The organism is Bacillus sp. ME78 (genome assembly GCF_903970865.1).
Taxonomy (GTDB): domain Bacteria; phylum Bacillota; class Bacilli; order Bacillales; family Bacillaceae_G; genus Bacillus_A; species Bacillus_A cereus.
Map to the genome: position 1 here is coordinate 579,943 of NZ_CAJCKK010000001.1, position 19,262 is coordinate 599,204.

The window sequence follows — 19,262 nt, forward strand, 5'->3', positions numbered from 1 at the left end:
AGAGTTATGAAATTACGTGCAAACCGTGTAGGCGAGCAAATGAAAAAAGAATTAGGCGACATCATTAGTCGTAAAATTAAAGACCCACGTATCGGATTTGTTACAGTAACAGATGTACAAGTGAGTGGTGATTTGCAAATTGCCAAAGTATATATTTCTGTTTTAGGTGACGAAGAACAGAAAGAAAATACGTTAAAAGGTTTAGCGAAGGCAAAAGGCTTTATTCGTTCAGAAATTGGCCAACGTATTCGTCTTCGTAAAACACCGGAAATTACCTTTGAGTTTGATGAGTCTATCGGATATGGTCATCGAATTGATACACTTTTACATGAAATTAATAAAGACGGTAAACGTGAAGAATAATGGATAGACATTTGTCTATCCATTTTTTCAATGCAAAATAAGTTTTGGATATTTACTAAGAAAGAATTATGATGAGGTGAACATATATGGAAGGTGTAGTATTATTACATAAGCCAAAAGGCATGACATCACATGATTGTGTATTTAAATTAAGAAAGATATTGCGAGAAAAGAGAATTGGTCATACGGGAACATTAGACCCAGATGTAACGGGAGTATTACCACTTTGTGTGGGGAGAGCAACGAAGATTGCACAATTTTTAACAAGTGAAACGAAAACATATGAAGGTGAAGTAACATTAGGGTTTTCAACAACAACAGAAGATGCTTCTGGTGAAGTTGTGGAGAAACAAGATGTAAACCGTGTTATTACACGTAAAGAAGTAGAAGAGGTACTAGCGGAATTAACAGGCACGATTGAACAAATGCCACCAATGTTCTCAGCTGTAAAAGTAAACGGGAAAAAATTATATGAATATGCAAGAGCAGGACAAGAGGTGGAACGTCCAGTTCGTACAATTACGATTCATGAATTCGTATTACTTGATGACCGTGAAGTTTTTGAAGGAGAAAATATTTCATTCCGTTTCCGTGTAACGTGTAGTAAAGGAACATATGTAAGAACGTTAGCGGTAATGATCGGGGAGAAACTTGGTTTCCCATCACATATGTCTCACCTTGTAAGAACGGCATCTGGTGAATTTTTATTAGAAGATTGCATATCATTTGAAGAAATTGAAGAAAACGTGCAAAATGGAACAGTAGAGTCTATCTTCATTTCAATTGATGAAGCATTAAGTAAGTTTCCAAAAATGGTTGTAGATGAAAAGCAAGCAGAGAAAATCAAGAATGGTATGTTCTTAAAGAATGAATTAGAAATAACAGCACCATTTATTACAGTGTTTGATAAAAATGATCGTTGCTTAGCAATTTATGAACATCATCCGAAACATCCTGGCATGTTAAAGCCGATGAAAGTACTTGTGAATAATCAAGAACTAAAGCTATAATGAATTATTGGAAGGATTATTACAGAAAAAGGTGAATTCAAGCGTGAAACTTATTCATTTAACTCATCCACATGAACAAAATAAATTAGAATTACCACCTACTGTAATGGCATTAGGATTTTTTGATGGCATTCATTTAGGACATCAATGTGTAATTCGAACTGCGAAAAAAATAGCGGACGACCGAGGATATAAAAGTGCAGTTATGACATTTCATCCTCATCCATCTGTTGTTTTAGGGAAAAAGGATGCGCATGTGGAGTATATTACACCAATGCGTGATAAAGAAAAAATAGTCGAAAGCTTAGGAATCGATATATTATATGTGATTAAATTTGATGAATCATTTGCAGGGTTATTACCACAACAATTTGTAGATGATTATATTATTGGTTTAAATGTAAAGCATGTAGTAGCAGGGTTTGATTATTCATATGGACGTTTAGGAAAAGGAAAGATGGAGACTTTACCATTTCATGCAAGAGGGGAGTTTACACAGACTGTGATTGAAAAAGTTGAATTTCAAGAAGAGAAAGTAAGTTCTACAGCATTACGAAAGTTAATTCGAAATGGCGAAATGGAACAAATTCCATCTATTTTAGGTAGAGCCTATACTGTAGCGGGAACAGTTATACACGGCGACAAACGTGGGCGTCAAATTGGTTTTCCAACAGCTAATGTAGGTTTAAGTGATGAGTATTTATTGCCACCTGTAGGTGTTTATGCAGTGAGATTAAAAGTTCACGATGAATGGTACGATGGTGTATGTAATATTGGATATAAACCGACTTTTAAAGAAGATGAGCGTCAATTATCAATTGAAGTGCACTTATTTGAATTTAACAAAGATATATACGATCAAAATGTTACAGTAGAGTGGCATATGCGTATAAGAGAAGAGAAGAAATTCAATGGCATTGATGAGTTAGTTGAACAAATCGCAAAAGATAAGAAAACAGCACAAGAATATTTTGCGAGCGAAAAGAATATACTTGCTTTTTTAAATGAAAAGTAGTATTCTATGTTATGTACTTTATGACAACCATTGCTTGGCATTGCGACTCACCGACGCTTGCTAGGTAATTGGGGGTTTAATTAATAGGAGGTGAAATAGGATGGCTTTAACACAAGAGCGTAAAAATGAAATCATTGCACAATTTAGAACTCATGAGACTGATACTGGTTCTCCAGAGGTTCAAATTGCTGTCCTAACGGAGCAAATTAACACTCTAAACGAGCACTTACGTACTCACAAGAAAGATCATCATTCACGTCGTGGTCTATTAAAGATGGTTGGTAAACGTCGTAATTTACTAACTTACCTTCGTAATAGCGATATCACACGTTACCGTGAATTAATCACAAAGCTTGGCTTACGTCGATAGTCAAAGAAGCGGGAATATTCCCGCTTTTTTGTTAGGTAAAAATATATCTTCTACGCTTTATAGCTTACTTAATTTTAGGCAATACTAGAGGTAGAATATTGTGATATACTATCCATTTACATAGAAGAATTGAATACTTTAAATTGAGAGGGGTACTTAAATGAGTCAAGAAAAGCAAGTCTTCTCGATAGATTTAGCTGGTCGCCAGCTAACAGTTGAAACTGGTCAGCTTGCCAAACAAGCGAACGGAGCAGTATTAGTAAGATATGGCGATACAGCGGTTCTATCTACAGCAACTGCATCAAAAGAAGCTAAAAATGTAGATTTTTTCCCACTTACAGTAAACTATGAAGAGCGTTTATATGCAGTCGGAAAAATTCCTGGCGGTTTTATTAAGCGTGAAGGTCGTCCAAGTGAAAAAGCAATTTTGGCAAGTCGTTTAATCGACCGTCCAATTCGTCCGCTATTCGCAGATGGTTTCCGTAACGAAGTACAAGTTGTCAGCATTGTAATGAGTGTTGATCAAGATTGTTCTTCTGAAATGGCAGCTATGCTTGGTTCTTCATTAGCGTTATCGATTTCAGATATTCCATTTGAAGGTCCAATCGCTGGTGCGACAGTTGGTCGTATTAATGGCGAATTCGTTATTAATCCAACAGTAGAACAGCAAGAACAAAGTGATATCCACTTAGTTGTAGCTGGTACGAAAGATGCGATTAACATGGTTGAAGCAGGAGCAGATCAAGTGCCTGAAGAAACAATGTTAGAAGCAATTATGTTTGGTCATGACGAAATTAAACGTTTAATTGCATTCCAAGAAGAGATTGTACAAGCTGTAGGTAAAGAGAAATCAGAAGTGAAACTTTATGAAGTTGACGCTGATCTTAATCAAGCTGTACGTGAAATGGCTGAGAAGGATATGCATTCTGCAATTCAAGTACATGAGAAACATGCACGTGAAGATGCAATTAACGAAGTGAAAAAGCGTGTAATTGAGCATTACGAAGCTGAGGAAGCTGACGCTGATACATTAGGACAAGTAAATGAGATTTTATATAAAATTGTAAAAGAAGAAGTACGTCGTCTTATTACAGTTGAAAAAATTCGCCCAGATGGCCGTAAAGGTGACGAAATCCGTCCTTTAGCATCAGAGGTTGGTATTTTATCTCGTACACACGGTTCTGGTTTATTCACACGTGGACAAACACAAGCATTAAGTATTTGTACATTAGGTGCATTAGGCGATGTGCAAATTTTAGATGGTCTTGGTGTAGAAGAATCAAAACGCTTTATGCACCATTACAATTTCCCATCATTTAGTGTTGGTGAAACAAGACCGATGCGTGGACCAGGTCGTCGTGAAATTGGTCACGGTGCACTAGGAGAGCGCGCACTTGAGCCTGTAATTCCATCTGAAAAAGATTTCCCATACACAGTACGCCTTGTATCTGAAGTATTAGAATCAAATGGTTCTACTTCACAAGCAAGTATTTGTGGTAGTACTTTAGCAATGATGGATGCGGGTGTTCCACTTAAAGCTCCAGTTGCAGGTATTGCAATGGGTCTGGTTAAATCTGGTGAGCATTACACAATTTTATCTGATATTCAAGGTATGGAAGATCATTTAGGTGATATGGACTTTAAAGTAGCAGGTACAGCACAAGGTGTAACTGCGCTGCAAATGGACATTAAAATCGATGGTTTATCACGTGAGATTTTAGAAGAGGCATTACAACAAGCGAAAATTGGTCGTGTGCACATTCTAAATCATATGTTATCTGTTATTGCAGAGCCACGTACTGAATTATCAGCTTACGCTCCAAAGATTATTACAATGACAATCAACCCAGATAAAATCCGTGACGTTATTGGACCAAGCGGTAAACAAATCAATAAAATTATTGAAGAAACTGGCGTTAAAATTGACATCGAGCAAGATGGTACAGTATTCATTTCATCAATAAATCAAGAAATGAACGACAAAGCTAAGAAGATTATCGAAGATATCGTTCGCGAAGTACAAGTAGGTGAGATCTACGAAGGAAAAGTGAAACGTGTTGAGAAATTTGGTGCTTTCGTTGAATTATTCAGCGGTAAAGATGGATTAGTTCATATTTCTGAACTTGCACTTGAGCGTGTAGGTAAAGTAGAAGACGTTGTGAAAATCGGTGATGTAATTACAGTTAAAGTTATCGAGATTGACAAGCAAGGTCGCGTAAATCTATCTAGAAAAGTATTGCTAAAAGAAGAGCAAGAAAAAGAAGCTGCTAAAGAAGAAAACAAACAAGAGCAGCAATAAGTAAAAGCCAGTTAAACTGGCTTTTTTTGTTATGTAAAAAACATGATGTTCATATATTTTTATGTCGGTATAGGTATAGTTTTCATTATAACGCTCAAATTAACAAAGATAAGAAGAAAATGTTTTTATATAGTTAATTTGGGAGGGTTTATATGAAAGTTCGTATATTGGCATACATATGTATATTTTCTTTATATGTCAGTTTAGGCTCTTATTCTGTTTTTGCACAAGATAACTTGCATGAAGAAATTCAAAAGCATGCAAAACAGTATGAGATTGCACCTCAAAATGCGATGATTGATAAAATATGGAAGGCAACACCTGGATATAATGGAAGACAAGTGGATATTGAAGCATCGTATAATAATATGAAGAAGCTAAAGGAATTTGATCAAAAATATCTTGAATTCAAAGAAGTCTCACCGAGTGTTCATTTGGAAGATTTATCACCAGCTCCAATTTATAGAGGGCATCCAAATAAAAAGATGGTAGGATTAACAATAAATGTGGCATGGGGAAATGAGTATTTGCCTCGCATATTAGAAATCTTGAAAAAGCATGATGTGAAGGCCACTTTCTTTTTAGAAGGACGTTGGGTGAAAGAAAATTTGCGATTTGCAAAAATGATTGTCGATGCAAAACAAGAAGTTGGAAATCACTCATACACACACCCTAATATGAAAACGTTATCGTCAGATGAAATACGAGATCAGTTACAAAAAACAAATCGAATGATAGAAGTAGCAACGAATCAAAAAGTAAGATGGTTTGCCCCGCCGAGTGGAAGCTTTCGAGATGAAGTCGTAAAGATTGCAGATGATTTTCAAATGGGAACGATTATGTGGACTGTAGATACGATTGATTGGAAGCGACCTGAGCCGGATGTACTATTGCAGAGAGTAATGAGAAAAATACATCCAGGTGCTATCATATTAATGCATCCTACTTCGTCTACAGCAGAGGCTTTAGAAACAATGATTATAAAATTGAAGGAACAAGGATATAAAGTGGGGAATATAACTGAATTACTGGATGAAAAACGTGTGGATTAAATACATTTGCATGACATTCATCCTTAAACTTGTTATCATTAAATAATAGCGTTTTATTTAGAGAAACTGGCAGTAGGAGGAAAGTTTTTGATTAAAAAATATACTTGTAAAAATGGTGTAAGAATAGTTATGGAGAATATACCAACTGTAAGATCGGTTGCAATTGGTATTTGGATCCATGCGGGATCAAGAAATGAAAATGAAAAAAATAATGGGATTTCTCACTTTTTAGAGCATATGTTCTTTAAAGGGACAGAAACACGTAGTGCACGAGAGATTGCAGAATCATTTGATAGCATTGGTGGTCAAGTGAATGCATTTACTTCAAAAGAATATACTTGTTACTATGCAAAAGTATTAGATGAGCATGCTAAATATGCTCTAGATGTTTTAGCAGATATGTTCTTTAATTCAACATTTGATGAGGAAGAACTGAAAAAAGAGAAGAATGTCGTATGTGAAGAAATTAAAATGTACGAAGATGCGCCAGATGATATTGTGCATGATATGTTAACGAAAGCAACATATGAAACGCATCCACTTGGATATCCTATTTTAGGAACAGAAGAAACGCTTAATACGTTTACAGGTGATACGTTACGTCAATATATAAAAGATCATTACACACCTGAAAATGTAGTTGTATCAGTTGCAGGAAATATTGATGAAGCATTTTTACAAACAGTGGAGCAATATTTCGGTAGTTATGAAGGAACAACAAACCGTGAACAAGTACATAGCCCAATTTTCCATTTCAATAAGGTAGCCCGTAAAAAGGAAACGGAACAAGCTCATTTATGTCTAGGATATAAAGGCTTACAAATGGGACACGAAGATATTTATAACTTAATTGTATTAAATAATGTTTTAGGCGGTAGCATGAGTAGCCGTTTATTCCAAGAAGTACGTGAGCAACGTGGATTAGCTTACTCGGTATTTTCTTACCACTCTTCTTATGAAGATACAGGTATGTTAACACTTTACGGTGGAACAGGTAGCCAACAATTAGATACACTGTATGAAACAATGCAAGAAACATTAGAGACATTGAAAAATACAGGTATTACAGAAAAAGAGCTTATGAATAGTAAAGAGCAATTAAAAGGAAACTTAATGTTAAGTTTAGAAAGTACAAATAGCCGTATGAGTCGTAACGGTAAAAATGAATTGCTTCTTCGTAAACATCGTTCACTTGATGAGATTATTGAAAGTGTAAACACTGTAACAAAAGAAAATGTGGACGGATTAATTCGCAACATGTTTACTGATGAATTCTCTGCGGCACTTATTAGTCCAGACGGAAAACTTCCAAAAGGAATAAAACTATAATCGATTTTTATGATGTATCTGATAATAACCTTCTCTCTTTTTAAATGAGAGAAGGTTATTTTTTTTATCCATATAGAATAGGTACTAATTATAGACAATGCAAATGAAAAATTCGGTAGGGGAGTGGAGTATGTATGCGATTAAGTGAATTAAGTGGTAAAGAGGTTGTAGATATAGAAAAAGCGGAAAAAATGGGGGTCTTAGGTTATATGGATTTAGAGATTAATGAGAAAGACGGACGAATACAAACACTTATAATACCTGTAGGGAAGTGGGGAGGTTTTAAAAAGGAACCACAAGAAGTAAGGGTGGCATGGAGTCAAATAAAGAAAGTCGGACATGATATGCTTCTTTGTGATAGTATAGATCGTTCAAATTCGGAGTGAAGGATGGCTATTTTGGTCATCTTTTTTTGTATCTACATAGAAACCTGATAAATCATATGTGCATTTGGATTTTCAATCACCATAAACTCGTACATTACATATGATGTGGAGGAAAAAGAAAAAGTAGGCACTTTTCTTATAAATGACAGAAAAAGAAGGTGAATTAGGGAATGTTGACTGAGATGCATATTGCTGTCATAGGAGGAGATGCAAGGCAGCTAGAAGTAATTCGTAAGCTAGTTGAATTGGATGCGAAACTTTCTTTGATAGGGTTTGATCAGTTAGATCATGGTTTCACAGGGGCAGCAAAAGAAAGTATACAAAATTTAGATTTCACTTCTGTAGACGCAATAATTTTGCCGGTTGCAGGCACAAATGCTAAAGGAGAAGTAGATACTATTTTTTCAAATGAAAAAGTTTCAATAACGAAAGAACAAATTGAAAATACACCAGAACACTTTACTATATATTCGGGTATTGGTACACCTTACTTGGAAAATCTCGTATCTACTACGAACCGAAAACTTGTTAAATTATTTGATCGTGATGATGTGGCAATATACAATTCTATTCCAACTGTAGAAGGTACATTAATGATGGTAATTCAACATACCGACTATACAATTCATGGGTCCAATGTAATGGTTCTAGGATTTGGTAGAACAGGAATGAGTGTTGCGAGAGCATTTCAATCATTAGGAGCCCATGTCAAAGTTGGAGCAAGACGATCTGAACATATTGCACGTATTACAGAAATGATGTTTTCTCCTTTTCATATGCAAGACATAGAGAAAGAAGTAGGGAATATCGATATTGTAATCAATACAATTCCGCACCTCGTTGTAACAGCGAATGTTATTGCAAAAATGCCAGCTCATACGTTAGTGATTGATTTAGCTTCTAAACCAGGTGGTACTGACTTTAGATATGCGGAAAAAAGAGGAGTCAAAGCGTTGCTAGCACCTGGATTACCAGGTATTGTTGCTCCCAAAACGGCTGGGCAAATTTTAGCAAATGTTCTTTCTCAGTTATTAGCAGCAGATGCAATTGCAAAGGAGGAGGAAAAGAAATGAGTTTGAAGGGGAAACGAATTGGTTTCGGATTTACGGGTTCACATTGTACGTATGAGGAAGTTATGCCGCACTTAGAAAAATTAATTGCTGAAGGGGCAGAAGTACGTCCCGTTGTTTCATACACTGTTCAATCAACAAATACTAGATTTGGAGAAGGAGCAGAGTGGATTAAGAAGATTGAAGAAATAACAGGTTTTAAAGCAATTAATTCAATTGTTGGAGCAGAGCCACTTGGACCTAAAATTCCATTAGACTGCATGGTAATCGCTCCTTTAACAGGAAATTCTATGAGTAAATTTGCAAATGCAATGACAGATTCTCCAGTACTAATGGCAGCAAAAGCGACGCTAAGAAATGGCAAGCCTGTCGTATTGGCAGTTTCGACGAATGATGCTTTAGGATTAAATGGGGTAAATCTCATGCGCCTAATGGCCACAAAAAATATCTATTTCGTCCCATTCGGTCAAGATGCGCCAGAGAAAAAACCGAACTCAATGGTAGCTCGTATGGAGTTACTGGAAGATACAGTATTAGAAGCGCTGCAAGGAAAGCAATTGCAACCGGTGGTCGTAGAAAAATTCAGATATATGAATTAAAAAACGAAAAAAAACGGACAATTTTTGATGAAACCATCATTCTTACTGTAGAATATGATAAAATTAACGTTATTAAGATTAGAAGGGGTATTGTATACTCCTTCTGATTCTAAGTTATAGAAGGATTGGTATCTAGAAAGGGGCATAGTGATGGAAAAGCAAAAAACTTTTCATGTCGCTGTAGTTGGAGCAACCGGCGCAGTTGGTGAACAAATGTTAAATACTTTAGAGAAACGAGAATTTCCAATCGGGAAATTAACGTTACTTTCATCTAAACGATCTGCAGGTAAGAAACTTGTATTTAAAAGCGAAGAATTTACAGTTCAAGAGGCAACTCCTGAAAGCTTTGAAGGAGTAGATATCGCACTATTTAGTGCTGGTGGATCTGTATCGAAACAATTAGCGCCAGAAGCAGCAAAACGCGGTGCGATTGTTGTTGATAATACAAGTGCATTCCGTATGACAGAAAACGTGCCACTTGTTGTACCTGAAGTAAATGAAAACGACTTAAAAGAACATAATGGTATTATTGCAAATCCAAACTGTTCTACAATTCAAATGGTAGTAGCTCTTGAGCCAGTTCGTCAGCAATATGGTTTAAAACGAGTAATCGTTTCCACATATCAAGCTGTATCAGGTGCTGGTGCGGCAGCTATTGAAGAACTTCATGAACAATCACAAGCAATCTTAAATGGCGAAGAAGTTAAGGCAAATGTTCTTCCTGTATCAGGTGATAAGAAGCATTTCCCAATTGCTTTTAATGCGATTCCACAGATTGATAAGTTCCAAGATAATGGATTTACATTTGAAGAAATGAAAATGATTAACGAAACAAAAAAAATTATGCATATGCCTGAATTAGAAGTAGCGGCAACATGTGTACGTTTACCAGTTGTATCAGGACACTCTGAGTCTGTTTACATCGAAGTAGAAAAAGAAGGCGTAACAGTAGCAGAATTAAAGAGCTTACTTGCAAATGCGGAAGGTATTGTTCTGCAAGATAATCCAGAAGAGCAGTTATATCCAATGCCAGCTACTGCAGTAGGTAAAAACGAAGTATTCGTTGGAAGAATCCGTAAAGATTTAAATAACGATAAAGGATTCCATCTTTGGGTCGTATCTGATAACTTATTAAAAGGCGCTGCATGGAATTCTGTTCAAATTGCAGAGCGCTTAGTAAAATTACAATTAGTGTAAACGGCTAAGAGAAGGTGCAAAATATGAAAATAATTGTTCAAAAATTTGGTGGCACATCAGTACGTGATGACAATGGACGTAAGCATGCGCTTCATCATATAAAGAAATCATTAGCTGCTGGTTATAAAGTAGTTACTGTCGTATCTGCTATGGGTCGTAAAGGTGAACCATATGCAACGGATACGTTATTAAGTCTTGTAAATCAAGAGGAATCTACTATTTCTAAACGTGAGCAAGATTTATTATTATCGTGCGGAGAGTTAATCTCTGCAATTGTTTTCTCTAATATGTTGAATGAGAACGGTATAAAAGCAGCAGCATTAAATGGTGCACAAGCTGGTTTTGTAACGAATGATGACTTTACGAATGCAAAGATTATTGAAATGAATTGCGATCGTATACATGAAGAGTTAGAAAATGTAGATGTAATCGTCGTTACAGGATTCCAAGGGCAAACGAAAAAAGGTGATACGACAACACTTGGACGCGGAGGTAGTGATACTTCAGCTTCAGCATTAGGTGTTGCACTTCATGCTGAATACATCGATATATTCACTGATGTAGAAGGTGTTATGACTGCGGATCCTCGTATTGTAAAAGATGCACGTCATCTTCAAACTGTAACGTATAACGAAATTTGTAACATGGCTTATCAAGGTGCGAAAGTCGTTCATCCACGTGCAGTTGAAATTGCGATGCATGCAAAAGTGCCACTTCGTGTACGTTCTACGTATTCTGATAGTGAAGGTACGCTTATTTCAGCATATGACGGTGCTACAAGAGGTCGTGATGTAGAAGAACGTCCTGTTACAGGTATCGCCCACGTATCAAACGTAACGCAAATTAAAGTGCTTGCAAAAGAAACGGCATATGATTTGCAACAACATGTGTTTAAAGAGATGGCGAACGAAGGAATAAGTGTCGATTTAATTAATATTTCACCTACTGGTGTAGCATATACGGTGAGTGATAATGTATCAAGTCATGCAGTTAAATTATTAAAGAACCTTGGATATGAGCCAATTGTGACAGAGCATTGTGCGAAAGTATCTATCGTTGGAGCTGGAATGGCAGGATACCCAGGGGTTACTGCGAAAATCGTTACAGCTTTAGCAGAAAAAGGTATTCAAATCCTGCAATCGGCAGATAGTCATACAACAATTTGGGTTCTTGTAAAAGAAACTGATTTAGTGGAGGCTGTAAATGCATTACATAGTGCGTTTGAGCTTTCAAAAGAAAAGCAACTGGAACAATAAGGAGTGAGACCATGATAGATTTTGGGACAATTGCAACCGCGATGGTAACACCGTTTGATATAAACGGGAATATCGATTTTGCAAAGACAACGAAATTGGTAAATTATTTAATTGATAACGGTACAACAGCAATCGTGGTAGGAGGAACGACAGGAGAATCTCCTACATTAACTTCAGAAGAGAAGGTAGCGTTATATCGCCATGTCGTATCTGTTGTCGATAAAAGAGTGCCCGTAATCGCTGGAACAGGTAGCAATAATACGCATGCTTCTATTGACTTAACTAAAAAGGCAACAGAAGTTGGTGTGGATGCAGTAATGCTAGTAGCACCGTATTATAATAAGCCGAGTCAAGAAGGAATGTATCAGCATTTTAAAGCAATTGCTGAAAGTACGCCGCTTCCGGTTATGCTATATAACGTTCCAGGACGATCTATTGTACAAATCTCCGTTGATACAGTTGTTCGTTTATCAGAAATAGAAAACATTGTTGCTATTAAAGATGCCGGCGGCGATGTGTTGACAATGACAGAAATCATTGAAAAAACAGCGGACGACTTTGCGGTATACAGCGGTGATGACGGTTTAACGTTACCGGCTATGGCAGTTGGGGCTAAAGGTATCGTTTCGGTAGCATCTCATGTTATCGGAAATGAAATGCAAGAAATGATTACAGCATTTCAAGCAGGAGAGTTTAAAAAGGCACAAAAATTACATCAATTACTTGTAAGAGTAACTGATTCGTTATTTATGGCGCCAAGTCCAACTCCAGTAAAAACAGCGTTACAAATGGTTGGATTAGATGTAGGTTCTGTACGTTTACCACTTCTTCCATTAACAGAAGAAGAAAGAGTAACGTTACAATCTGTAATGCAATCTATTCCTCGTTAATAAAAATGACCTAGTGTGAAACTAGGTCATTTTTTTATTGATATGAAAATGTTTGAATCTGTTTTAAAGTGAATCTTTTGTAAAATGATTTTAGGATCGCCTTTCTCGTCTGTATATGACCCTATAATATAGAAAACATTTTATGTTGAAAACGAGTATATTACGCTACGCGTTCTCTACTTGTTAAAGTATGATATTGTTCTTTCATTAATTTGGTTTCAACATCTTTTTCTCGATAATGGCTGTCAAATCCTGCTAAAAATTTAACCTTATTAAATTTCTATTAGATTTTGTAATTCATAGCCTTTTGTCATGTAATGCAATGTTTATAAGAAAAGGATCTTACATCTTTAATTTTGTTGAAAAGTATTTGCTAGTACAGAAAATACTTTCGATTATGTTTTTATAGGAATTGCCTCAAATATGACGTAATCTATAAAAAAGCTTCATTTTATAAGTGTTTTTGTGCAATTCAAGAAAAAAATCTAGGAAATCCATCAAATGAAAGTAATTTAAAGTGTTTAAGTTTTTTTTCAAATAACATGGAGTATAAAAGCAGCGGAAATAAGCCATATACTTTTAGTGCTGTTCCTTTCTTTTACTTTTTCTTTCGCACGATTTAACTTGTGTTCTATTTCTTGTATCAGGTATAATATGGCTAAGTAGCTTAGTACGGGTATGCTTAGCAAAATTGGGAAAAATTATAATTTAATTAAATTTTCATATCATATCGAATAAGATATTTGATTTATATAATGAAAGAGAGGTGAAACCTGGTTTAAAAAATAAACAAGGACATGATATCGCATAACGGTAAGGACATTCGTCTTGGACGGTGAAAATATGGTGGTTGTAGAGTTTCCCCTGGTGTCTCTGCAATTTTAGTGAAATCAGTGTTTGCAAGATTTTTAAACCAGGCAACAACATGAAGAGAAAAGAGAATGAGTCTGTTAAAGTATTTGCTCTTGGTGGAGTAGGTGAAATCGGGAAAAACATGTACTGTGTTGAAATTGATTCTGAAATCTTTATCGTAGATGCGGGGTTAATGTTCCCGGGAGATGAAATGTTTGGAATTGATATCGTTATTCCTGATATTACATATTTAGTGGAAAATCAAGAGCGAGTAAAAGGTTTATTTATTACTCACGGTCATGAAGATCATATTGGTGGAATTGTGTATGTGCTTCGTAAATTATCTATTCCAGTCTATGCAACGAAATTAACAGTAGGACTTATACAAGAAAAACTTGGTGAAGCGGGCATGTTAGGCCGTGTAGACCTAAAAACAATCGATTCAAATTCAACAGTAGAGTTTAACACTACAACAGTGTCATTCTTCGGAACGACACATAGTATTCCGGATTCTGTTGGCGTTTGTTTCCATACATCAAAAGGTGCAATCGTATATACGGGAGACTTTAAATTCGATCAAACTCCAATTGGAAATAGTGGAGCAGATCTTGGGAAAATGGCGCAAATCGGAAATGAAGGTGTACTTTGCCTATTATCTGATAGTACAAATGCAGAGCGTCCAGGGTATACAGGTTCAGAAAAAGAAGTTGGTGTAGAAATTTCTAAAGTGTTCTACGGTGCAGAAGGTCGTATTATCGTTGCTTCATTTGCATCGAATGTACATCGTATTCAACAAGTATTTGATGCAGCTGCCGAAACAGGGCGAAAAGTAGCCGTAGTAGGACGTAGTATGGTGAAAGTAGTAGACATTGCAAGACGTCTTGGTTATTTAGATGTTCCAGAAGGTATGGTTATTTCATTACAAGAAGTAGACAACTTCCCAGAGAAAAAGGTTGCTATTTTAACGACAGGTAGTCAAGGTGAACCGATGGCTGCTCTATCTAGAATGGCAAAACAAGCACATAAACAAATTTCAATTCGTAAAGGTGATACTGTTATCATTGCTGCTTCGCCAATTCCGGGTAATGAAATATCTGTATCAAAAATTATTGATTTGTTATTTAGAGCTGGAGCTGAAGTTGTTTATTACGGCGAAAGAAAAGTTCACGTTTCAGGTCACGGTAGCCAAGAAGAATTAAAATTAATGTTAAATTTAATGAAACCGAAGTACTTTGTACCCGTACATGGTGAGTTTCGTATGCAAAAAGCACATGCGTATTTAGCTGAAGATGTAGGTATTACAAGAGAAAATATCTTTATCGTAGAAAAAGGCGATGTAATTGCTTTTGGTGACGATGAAGCGAACTTAGTCGGTAAAGTACAAGCTGGTAATGTTTTAATTGATGGATTAGGTGTAGGTGACGTTGGTAATATCGTTCTTCGAGATAGAAAGATGTTATCTCAAGATGGAATATTAGTAGTTGTTGTAACACTTGGTAAAGATGAAAAGAAAATTATCTCTGGTCCAGAAATCATTTCACGTGGTTTCGTATATGTTCGTGAATCAGAAGCGTTAATTGAACGATCTACAGAGATTGTACGTATGATTGTTGAGCAGTCAATTAAAGAATATTCGATTGAATGGTCAATGTTAAAACAAAATATTCGTGAATTATTAGGACAGTTCTTGTACGAAGAGACAAAGAGAAAACCTATGATTTTACCGATTATTATGGAAGTATAAAAAAGATCACCCTTATGGGTGATCTTTTTTTCTTTTTAACCCTATCGAATGAAATTTATAACTTAAGAAATAATAGTTATATACGAGTGAAAGGGGATGCGAAATGACAGAACGTGATCGATATACAAATGAAGAAAAAGAAGCTGGAAAAGAGGCTTCAATAGTAGAAAAAATTCAACAGCTTGGACAGACAAATGTACCACAGATGAATGAATCACGTATTCATTGTTTAACGATTATCGGACAAGTGGAAGGTCATGTTCAATTACCGCCGCAAAATAAAACAACAAAATACGAGCATATCATTCCGCAAATTGTTGCGATTGAACAAAATCCAAAAATTGAAGGTTTGCTGTTAATATTAAATACGGTTGGAGGTGACGTTGAAGCTGGACTAGCAATTTCTGAAATGGTAGCTTCACTTTCAAAGCCAACAGTATCTTTAGTTTTAGGTGGGGGACATTCCATTGGTGTACCGATTGCTGTTTCTACTGACTATTCGTTTATTGCGGAAACTGCGACGATGACAATTCATCCAATTCGTTTAACAGGTCTTGTCATAGGTGTGCCACAAACATTTGAGTATTTGGATAAGATGCAAGAAAGAGTCATTCGTTTTGTGACGAAGCACTCGAAAGTAACAGAAGATCGTTTTAAAGAGCTTATGTTTGCGAAAGGAAATTTAACGCGAGATATTGGAACGAATGTAATTGGTGGGGATGCAGTAAAGTACGGTCTTATAGATGATGTTGGTGGTATTGGAAATGCAATTCGAAAATTAAACGAATTAATCGATGTTCGCGCGGAAGGTAGTGCAGAAGGGACAATGTTACAATGATTTTATATACAATTATGCCAGAGCAACTTGTGTATCCGGCCGATTATTCACAATGTGAAAGTCAAAAAGTTGTAAATATAAATGGTGTGGAATTAATGGTTTCTGAAGAGGAACATGGGTGTTATTCTATTGTACGTGTGCTAAGTACGGACCCACTTCACTATTTAGAGTTTGAGCCAGGTCAGAAAATAACCTTTTAGCAAAAAGAAGGATTTTGTTTAGAAGCTATGGTATAATATAAAAAACAAGACGGTTGAGCAGCCATGAGTAGGCTGCTTTCTTCTGTTTATTTAGCATTTTACAAGAAGTGTAAAAATAGAAGATATAAAGACCTGAAAAATAGAGAAAACAGACATATAAATAGAGCGTTTTTAGGAGAGCTTTACTTATATGTAGAACACGAGGTGAAGAAATGGCAAAACAAAAGCAAAGAGGGACGAAGGCAAAGGCAAGACGTACGATAAAGCCAACTTTGTATTATGAAATCGTCGGTTTAACTCTTTTTGCACTTTCAATCATTACGATTTTACAGCTAGGCGTTGTAGGGAAATCGTTTGTGTTATTTTTTCGCTTCTTCTTTGGTGAGTGGTACATAATTGGTGTGTTAGGTGTAATAGCTTTATCGGTTTCCTTTGTTATAAAACGCGGATGGCCGAACCTTTTAAATAAACGGTTAATTGGATTTTATTTAATTGTATTGGCAATATTAATGTTTAGTCATATTACATTATTTAACCTTCTTACAAAAGATGGAGCAGTGCAAAATACTTCTGTTATTGTGAGTACGAAAGATAACTTCTTTCTTGAAATGAAAAAAGGGCCAGATAGCGTTCATTTAGGTGGTGGTATGTTTGGTGCGCTTATGTTCGCGACATGTTACTTCCTATTCGACGAAGTAGGAGCCTATATCATTGGAATTATTTTAGTTATTCTCGGGGTACTCTGTATAACAAATAAACATATTGGAGAAGTGTTAGCTCCAGTTGGTAGAATTCTTAGAAGTCAATTTCAAGTGATACAAGGGGATTATAAAGATTGGAGATCCAAAAGAACGGCTGAACAAACAGAAAAGAAAAAAACAACAAGAAGTACAAGAAGCAAACGTGCTGCAGAACAAGAAGAAGTTATTGAGCCGATGGAAGAAATCCAAATTGATCCGCCAATTATTTCAAATTTCACTGAGAATTATCCTGTAAATGAAGAAGAGGATAAACGAATTGAAGTAGAGCAAGAAGATTTGATCACTTCACCGTTTATTGAAGAGACTCCACCAATTGAAGAATCAAAGAAAAAGCGTGGAGAAAAAATCGTTGAATCGTTAGAGAGTGAAGCGCAAGCACCTCCTATGCAATTTTCAAATGTAGAAAATAAAGATTACAAGCTTCCTTCACTTGATATATTAAAATTTCCAAAGAATAAGCAAGTTACAAATGAAAACGCGGAAATTTATGAGAATGCTCGTAAATTAGAACGTACATTCCAAAGTTTCGGAGTGAAAGCGAAAGTAACCAAAGTGCATAGAGGTCCTGCAGTTACAAAATATGAAGTGTATCCTGATATGGGGGTAAAGGTAAGCAAAATTGTCAGTTTAAGTGATGATTTAGCCCTTGCTTTAGCTGCAAAGGACATTCGTATTGAGGCGCCAATTCCCGGGAAATCAGCTGTAGGGATCGAAGTTCCGAACTCAGAAGTTTCGATGGTAACGCTGAGGGAAGTTCTTGATTCTAAGGCTAATAATCATCCGGAAGAGAAGTTGTTAATTGGTCTTGGCCGAGATATTACAGGTGAAGCTGTATTAGCCCGTTTAAATAAAATGCCCCATTTACTCGTAGCTGGTGCGACAGGTAGCGGGAAAAGTGTATGTATTAATGGTATTATTGTTAGTATTTTAATGCGTGCAAAACCGCATGAAGTAAAATTAATGATGATTGACCCGAAAATGGTAGAGTTAAATGTATATAACGGTGTGCCTCATTTGTTAACGCCAGTTGTAACTGATCCGAAAAAAGCATCGCAAGCATTGAAAAAAGTTGTGAGTGAGATGGAACGTCGTTATGAATTATTTGCTCATAGTGGTACACGTAACATTGAAGGATACAATGATTATATAAAAGAACATAATAGTCAATCAGAAGCGAAACAACCCGAATTACCGTATATTGTAGTAATTGTGGACGAGTTAGCAGATTTAATGATGGTTGCTTCGTCTGATGTAGAGGATGCGATTATGCGTCTAGCGCAAATGGCTCGTGCTGCTGGTATTCATTTAATTATTGCAACGCAACGTCCGTCAGTTGACGTTATTACGGGTGTTATTAAAGCAAATATTCCATCACGTATTGCATTCGCTGTATCTTCTCAAACAGATTCTCGTACAATTCTTGACGGTGGTGGTGCAGAGAAGCTACTAGGTCGTGGCGACATGCTGTTTATACCAATTGGTGCATCGAAACCTGTACGTGTACAAGGCGCATTTTTATCAGATGATGAAGTTGAGAGAGTTGTAGAATATGTTATTGGACAGCAAAAAGCACAATATCAAGAAGATATGATTCCGCAAGATGTTCCTGATACGAAGCAGGAAGTAGAAGATGAATTATATGATGAAGCGGTTCAACTTGTAGTGGAAATGCAAACAGCATCTGTTTCTATGCTACAACGTAGGTTTAGAGTAGGTTATACGCGAGCTGCTCGTCTAATTGATGCAATGGAAATGAATGGTGTAGTAGGTCCATATGAAGGTAGTAAACCGAGAGAAGTACTCATTAATGATGTACAAGAAAAAAGTTCTTAAAAAAAGCCTAATTGTTTTTACAATTAGGCTTTTTTATATAGTGTTTTTGTTATATACTATACTCAGCAATAAAGAAAGGGCTTACATTTATAGGGTCCCTATAGAATACGAATACTTTGAGTATGTTTTATGTAAATGTTCGATATTTAATGCAGAAAAATGTTGGATTTTGTTGACACGTATGAGAGCAAGTGGTAA

Annotated in this window: 17 protein-coding genes; all 17 read left to right on the plus strand. The window is 36.1% G+C overall.

Features of this window, described 5'->3' with window-relative positions; genetic code table 11:
- Positions 1 to 6: 6 nt before the first annotated feature.
- The 17 genes from rbfA (at position 7) to H6481_RS03225 (ending at position 19,064) form a co-directional block, all read left to right on the plus strand.
- Complete coding sequence (gene rbfA / locus H6481_RS03145; RefSeq protein WP_000776437.1) at positions 7 to 363, plus strand: 30S ribosome-binding factor RbfA; 357 nt, start codon at positions 7 to 9, stop codon at positions 361 to 363.
- Between the two features lie 86 nt (positions 364 to 449).
- Positions 450 to 1,373, plus strand: coding sequence for a tRNA pseudouridine(55) synthase TruB (gene truB / locus H6481_RS03150; RefSeq protein WP_000399362.1), 924 nt, complete (start codon positions 450 to 452; stop codon positions 1,371 to 1,373).
- A gap of 43 nt (positions 1,374 to 1,416) precedes the next feature.
- The gene (gene ribF, locus H6481_RS03155; protein ID WP_182811016.1) at positions 1,417 to 2,388 is read left to right on the plus strand and encodes a bifunctional riboflavin kinase/FAD synthetase; all 972 of its coding nucleotides are present in this window, start codon (positions 1,417 to 1,419) and stop codon (positions 2,386 to 2,388) included.
- 100 nt (positions 2,389 to 2,488) lie between these two features.
- Positions 2,489 to 2,758 carry a 30S ribosomal protein S15 gene (gene rpsO / locus H6481_RS03160; RefSeq protein WP_001229392.1) on the plus strand — a complete coding sequence of 90 codons (270 nt, stop codon included), beginning with the start codon at positions 2,489 to 2,491 and terminating at the stop codon, positions 2,756 to 2,758.
- A gap of 160 nt (positions 2,759 to 2,918) precedes the next feature.
- On the plus strand, positions 2,919 to 5,057 hold the full coding sequence (gene pnp / locus H6481_RS03165) for a polyribonucleotide nucleotidyltransferase (RefSeq protein ID WP_000076745.1): 2,139 nt from the start codon (positions 2,919 to 2,921) through the stop codon (positions 5,055 to 5,057).
- A 152-nt stretch (positions 5,058 to 5,209) separates the two neighbouring features.
- Positions 5,210 to 6,109, plus strand: coding sequence for a polysaccharide deacetylase family protein (locus H6481_RS03170; RefSeq protein WP_053563762.1), 900 nt, complete (start codon positions 5,210 to 5,212; stop codon positions 6,107 to 6,109).
- Positions 6,110 to 6,196: 87 nt separating this feature from the next.
- Positions 6,197 to 7,438: a pitrilysin family protein gene (locus H6481_RS03175; protein WP_000593001.1), complete on the plus strand. Its 1,242-nt coding sequence runs from the start codon at positions 6,197 to 6,199 to the stop codon at positions 7,436 to 7,438.
- Positions 7,439 to 7,572: 134 nt separating this feature from the next.
- Positions 7,573 to 7,824, plus strand: coding sequence for a YlmC/YmxH family sporulation protein (locus tag H6481_RS03180; protein ID WP_023522832.1), 252 nt, complete (start codon positions 7,573 to 7,575; stop codon positions 7,822 to 7,824).
- Positions 7,825 to 7,994: 170 nt separating this feature from the next.
- Positions 7,995 to 8,897, plus strand: a complete 903-nt coding sequence (gene dpaA, locus H6481_RS03185; RefSeq protein ID WP_000954735.1) for a dipicolinic acid synthetase subunit A — start codon at positions 7,995 to 7,997, stop codon at positions 8,895 to 8,897.
- Positions 8,894 to 9,493, plus strand: coding sequence for a dipicolinate synthase subunit B (gene dpaB / locus H6481_RS03190; RefSeq protein ID WP_000053596.1), 600 nt, complete (start codon positions 8,894 to 8,896; stop codon positions 9,491 to 9,493). Before dpaA ends, dpaB begins: the two co-directional genes overlap by 4 nt.
- Positions 9,494 to 9,643: 150 nt before the next feature.
- Positions 9,644 to 10,690 carry an aspartate-semialdehyde dehydrogenase gene (gene asd / locus H6481_RS03195; protein WP_120460977.1) on the plus strand — a complete coding sequence of 349 codons (1,047 nt, stop codon included), beginning with the start codon at positions 9,644 to 9,646 and terminating at the stop codon, positions 10,688 to 10,690.
- A gap of 23 nt (positions 10,691 to 10,713) precedes the next feature.
- The gene (gene dapG / locus H6481_RS03200; RefSeq protein ID WP_000692450.1) at positions 10,714 to 11,946 is read left to right on the plus strand and encodes an aspartate kinase; all 1,233 of its coding nucleotides are present in this window, start codon (positions 10,714 to 10,716) and stop codon (positions 11,944 to 11,946) included.
- A gap of 11 nt (positions 11,947 to 11,957) precedes the next feature.
- Complete coding sequence (gene dapA, locus H6481_RS03205; RefSeq protein ID WP_000564763.1) at positions 11,958 to 12,836, plus strand: 4-hydroxy-tetrahydrodipicolinate synthase; 879 nt, start codon at positions 11,958 to 11,960, stop codon at positions 12,834 to 12,836.
- 925 nt (positions 12,837 to 13,761) lie between these two features.
- A complete protein-coding gene (locus H6481_RS03210) occupies positions 13,762 to 15,432 on the plus strand; it encodes a ribonuclease J (protein WP_000823089.1) in 1,671 nt (556 codons plus the stop codon).
- A 103-nt stretch (positions 15,433 to 15,535) separates the two neighbouring features.
- Complete coding sequence (gene tepA, locus H6481_RS03215) at positions 15,536 to 16,270, plus strand: translocation-enhancing protein TepA (RefSeq protein WP_065485024.1); 735 nt, start codon at positions 15,536 to 15,538, stop codon at positions 16,268 to 16,270.
- Entirely contained in the window at positions 16,267 to 16,470 is a 204-nt protein-coding gene (locus H6481_RS03220) for a YlzJ-like family protein (RefSeq protein WP_000605020.1), read from the plus strand. Before tepA ends, H6481_RS03220 begins: the two co-directional genes overlap by 4 nt.
- A gap of 212 nt (positions 16,471 to 16,682) precedes the next feature.
- Positions 16,683 to 19,064: a DNA translocase FtsK gene (locus tag H6481_RS03225; RefSeq protein ID WP_001118792.1), complete on the plus strand. Its 2,382-nt coding sequence runs from the start codon at positions 16,683 to 16,685 to the stop codon at positions 19,062 to 19,064.
- The last annotated feature ends 198 nt before the right edge of the window (positions 19,065 to 19,262 follow it).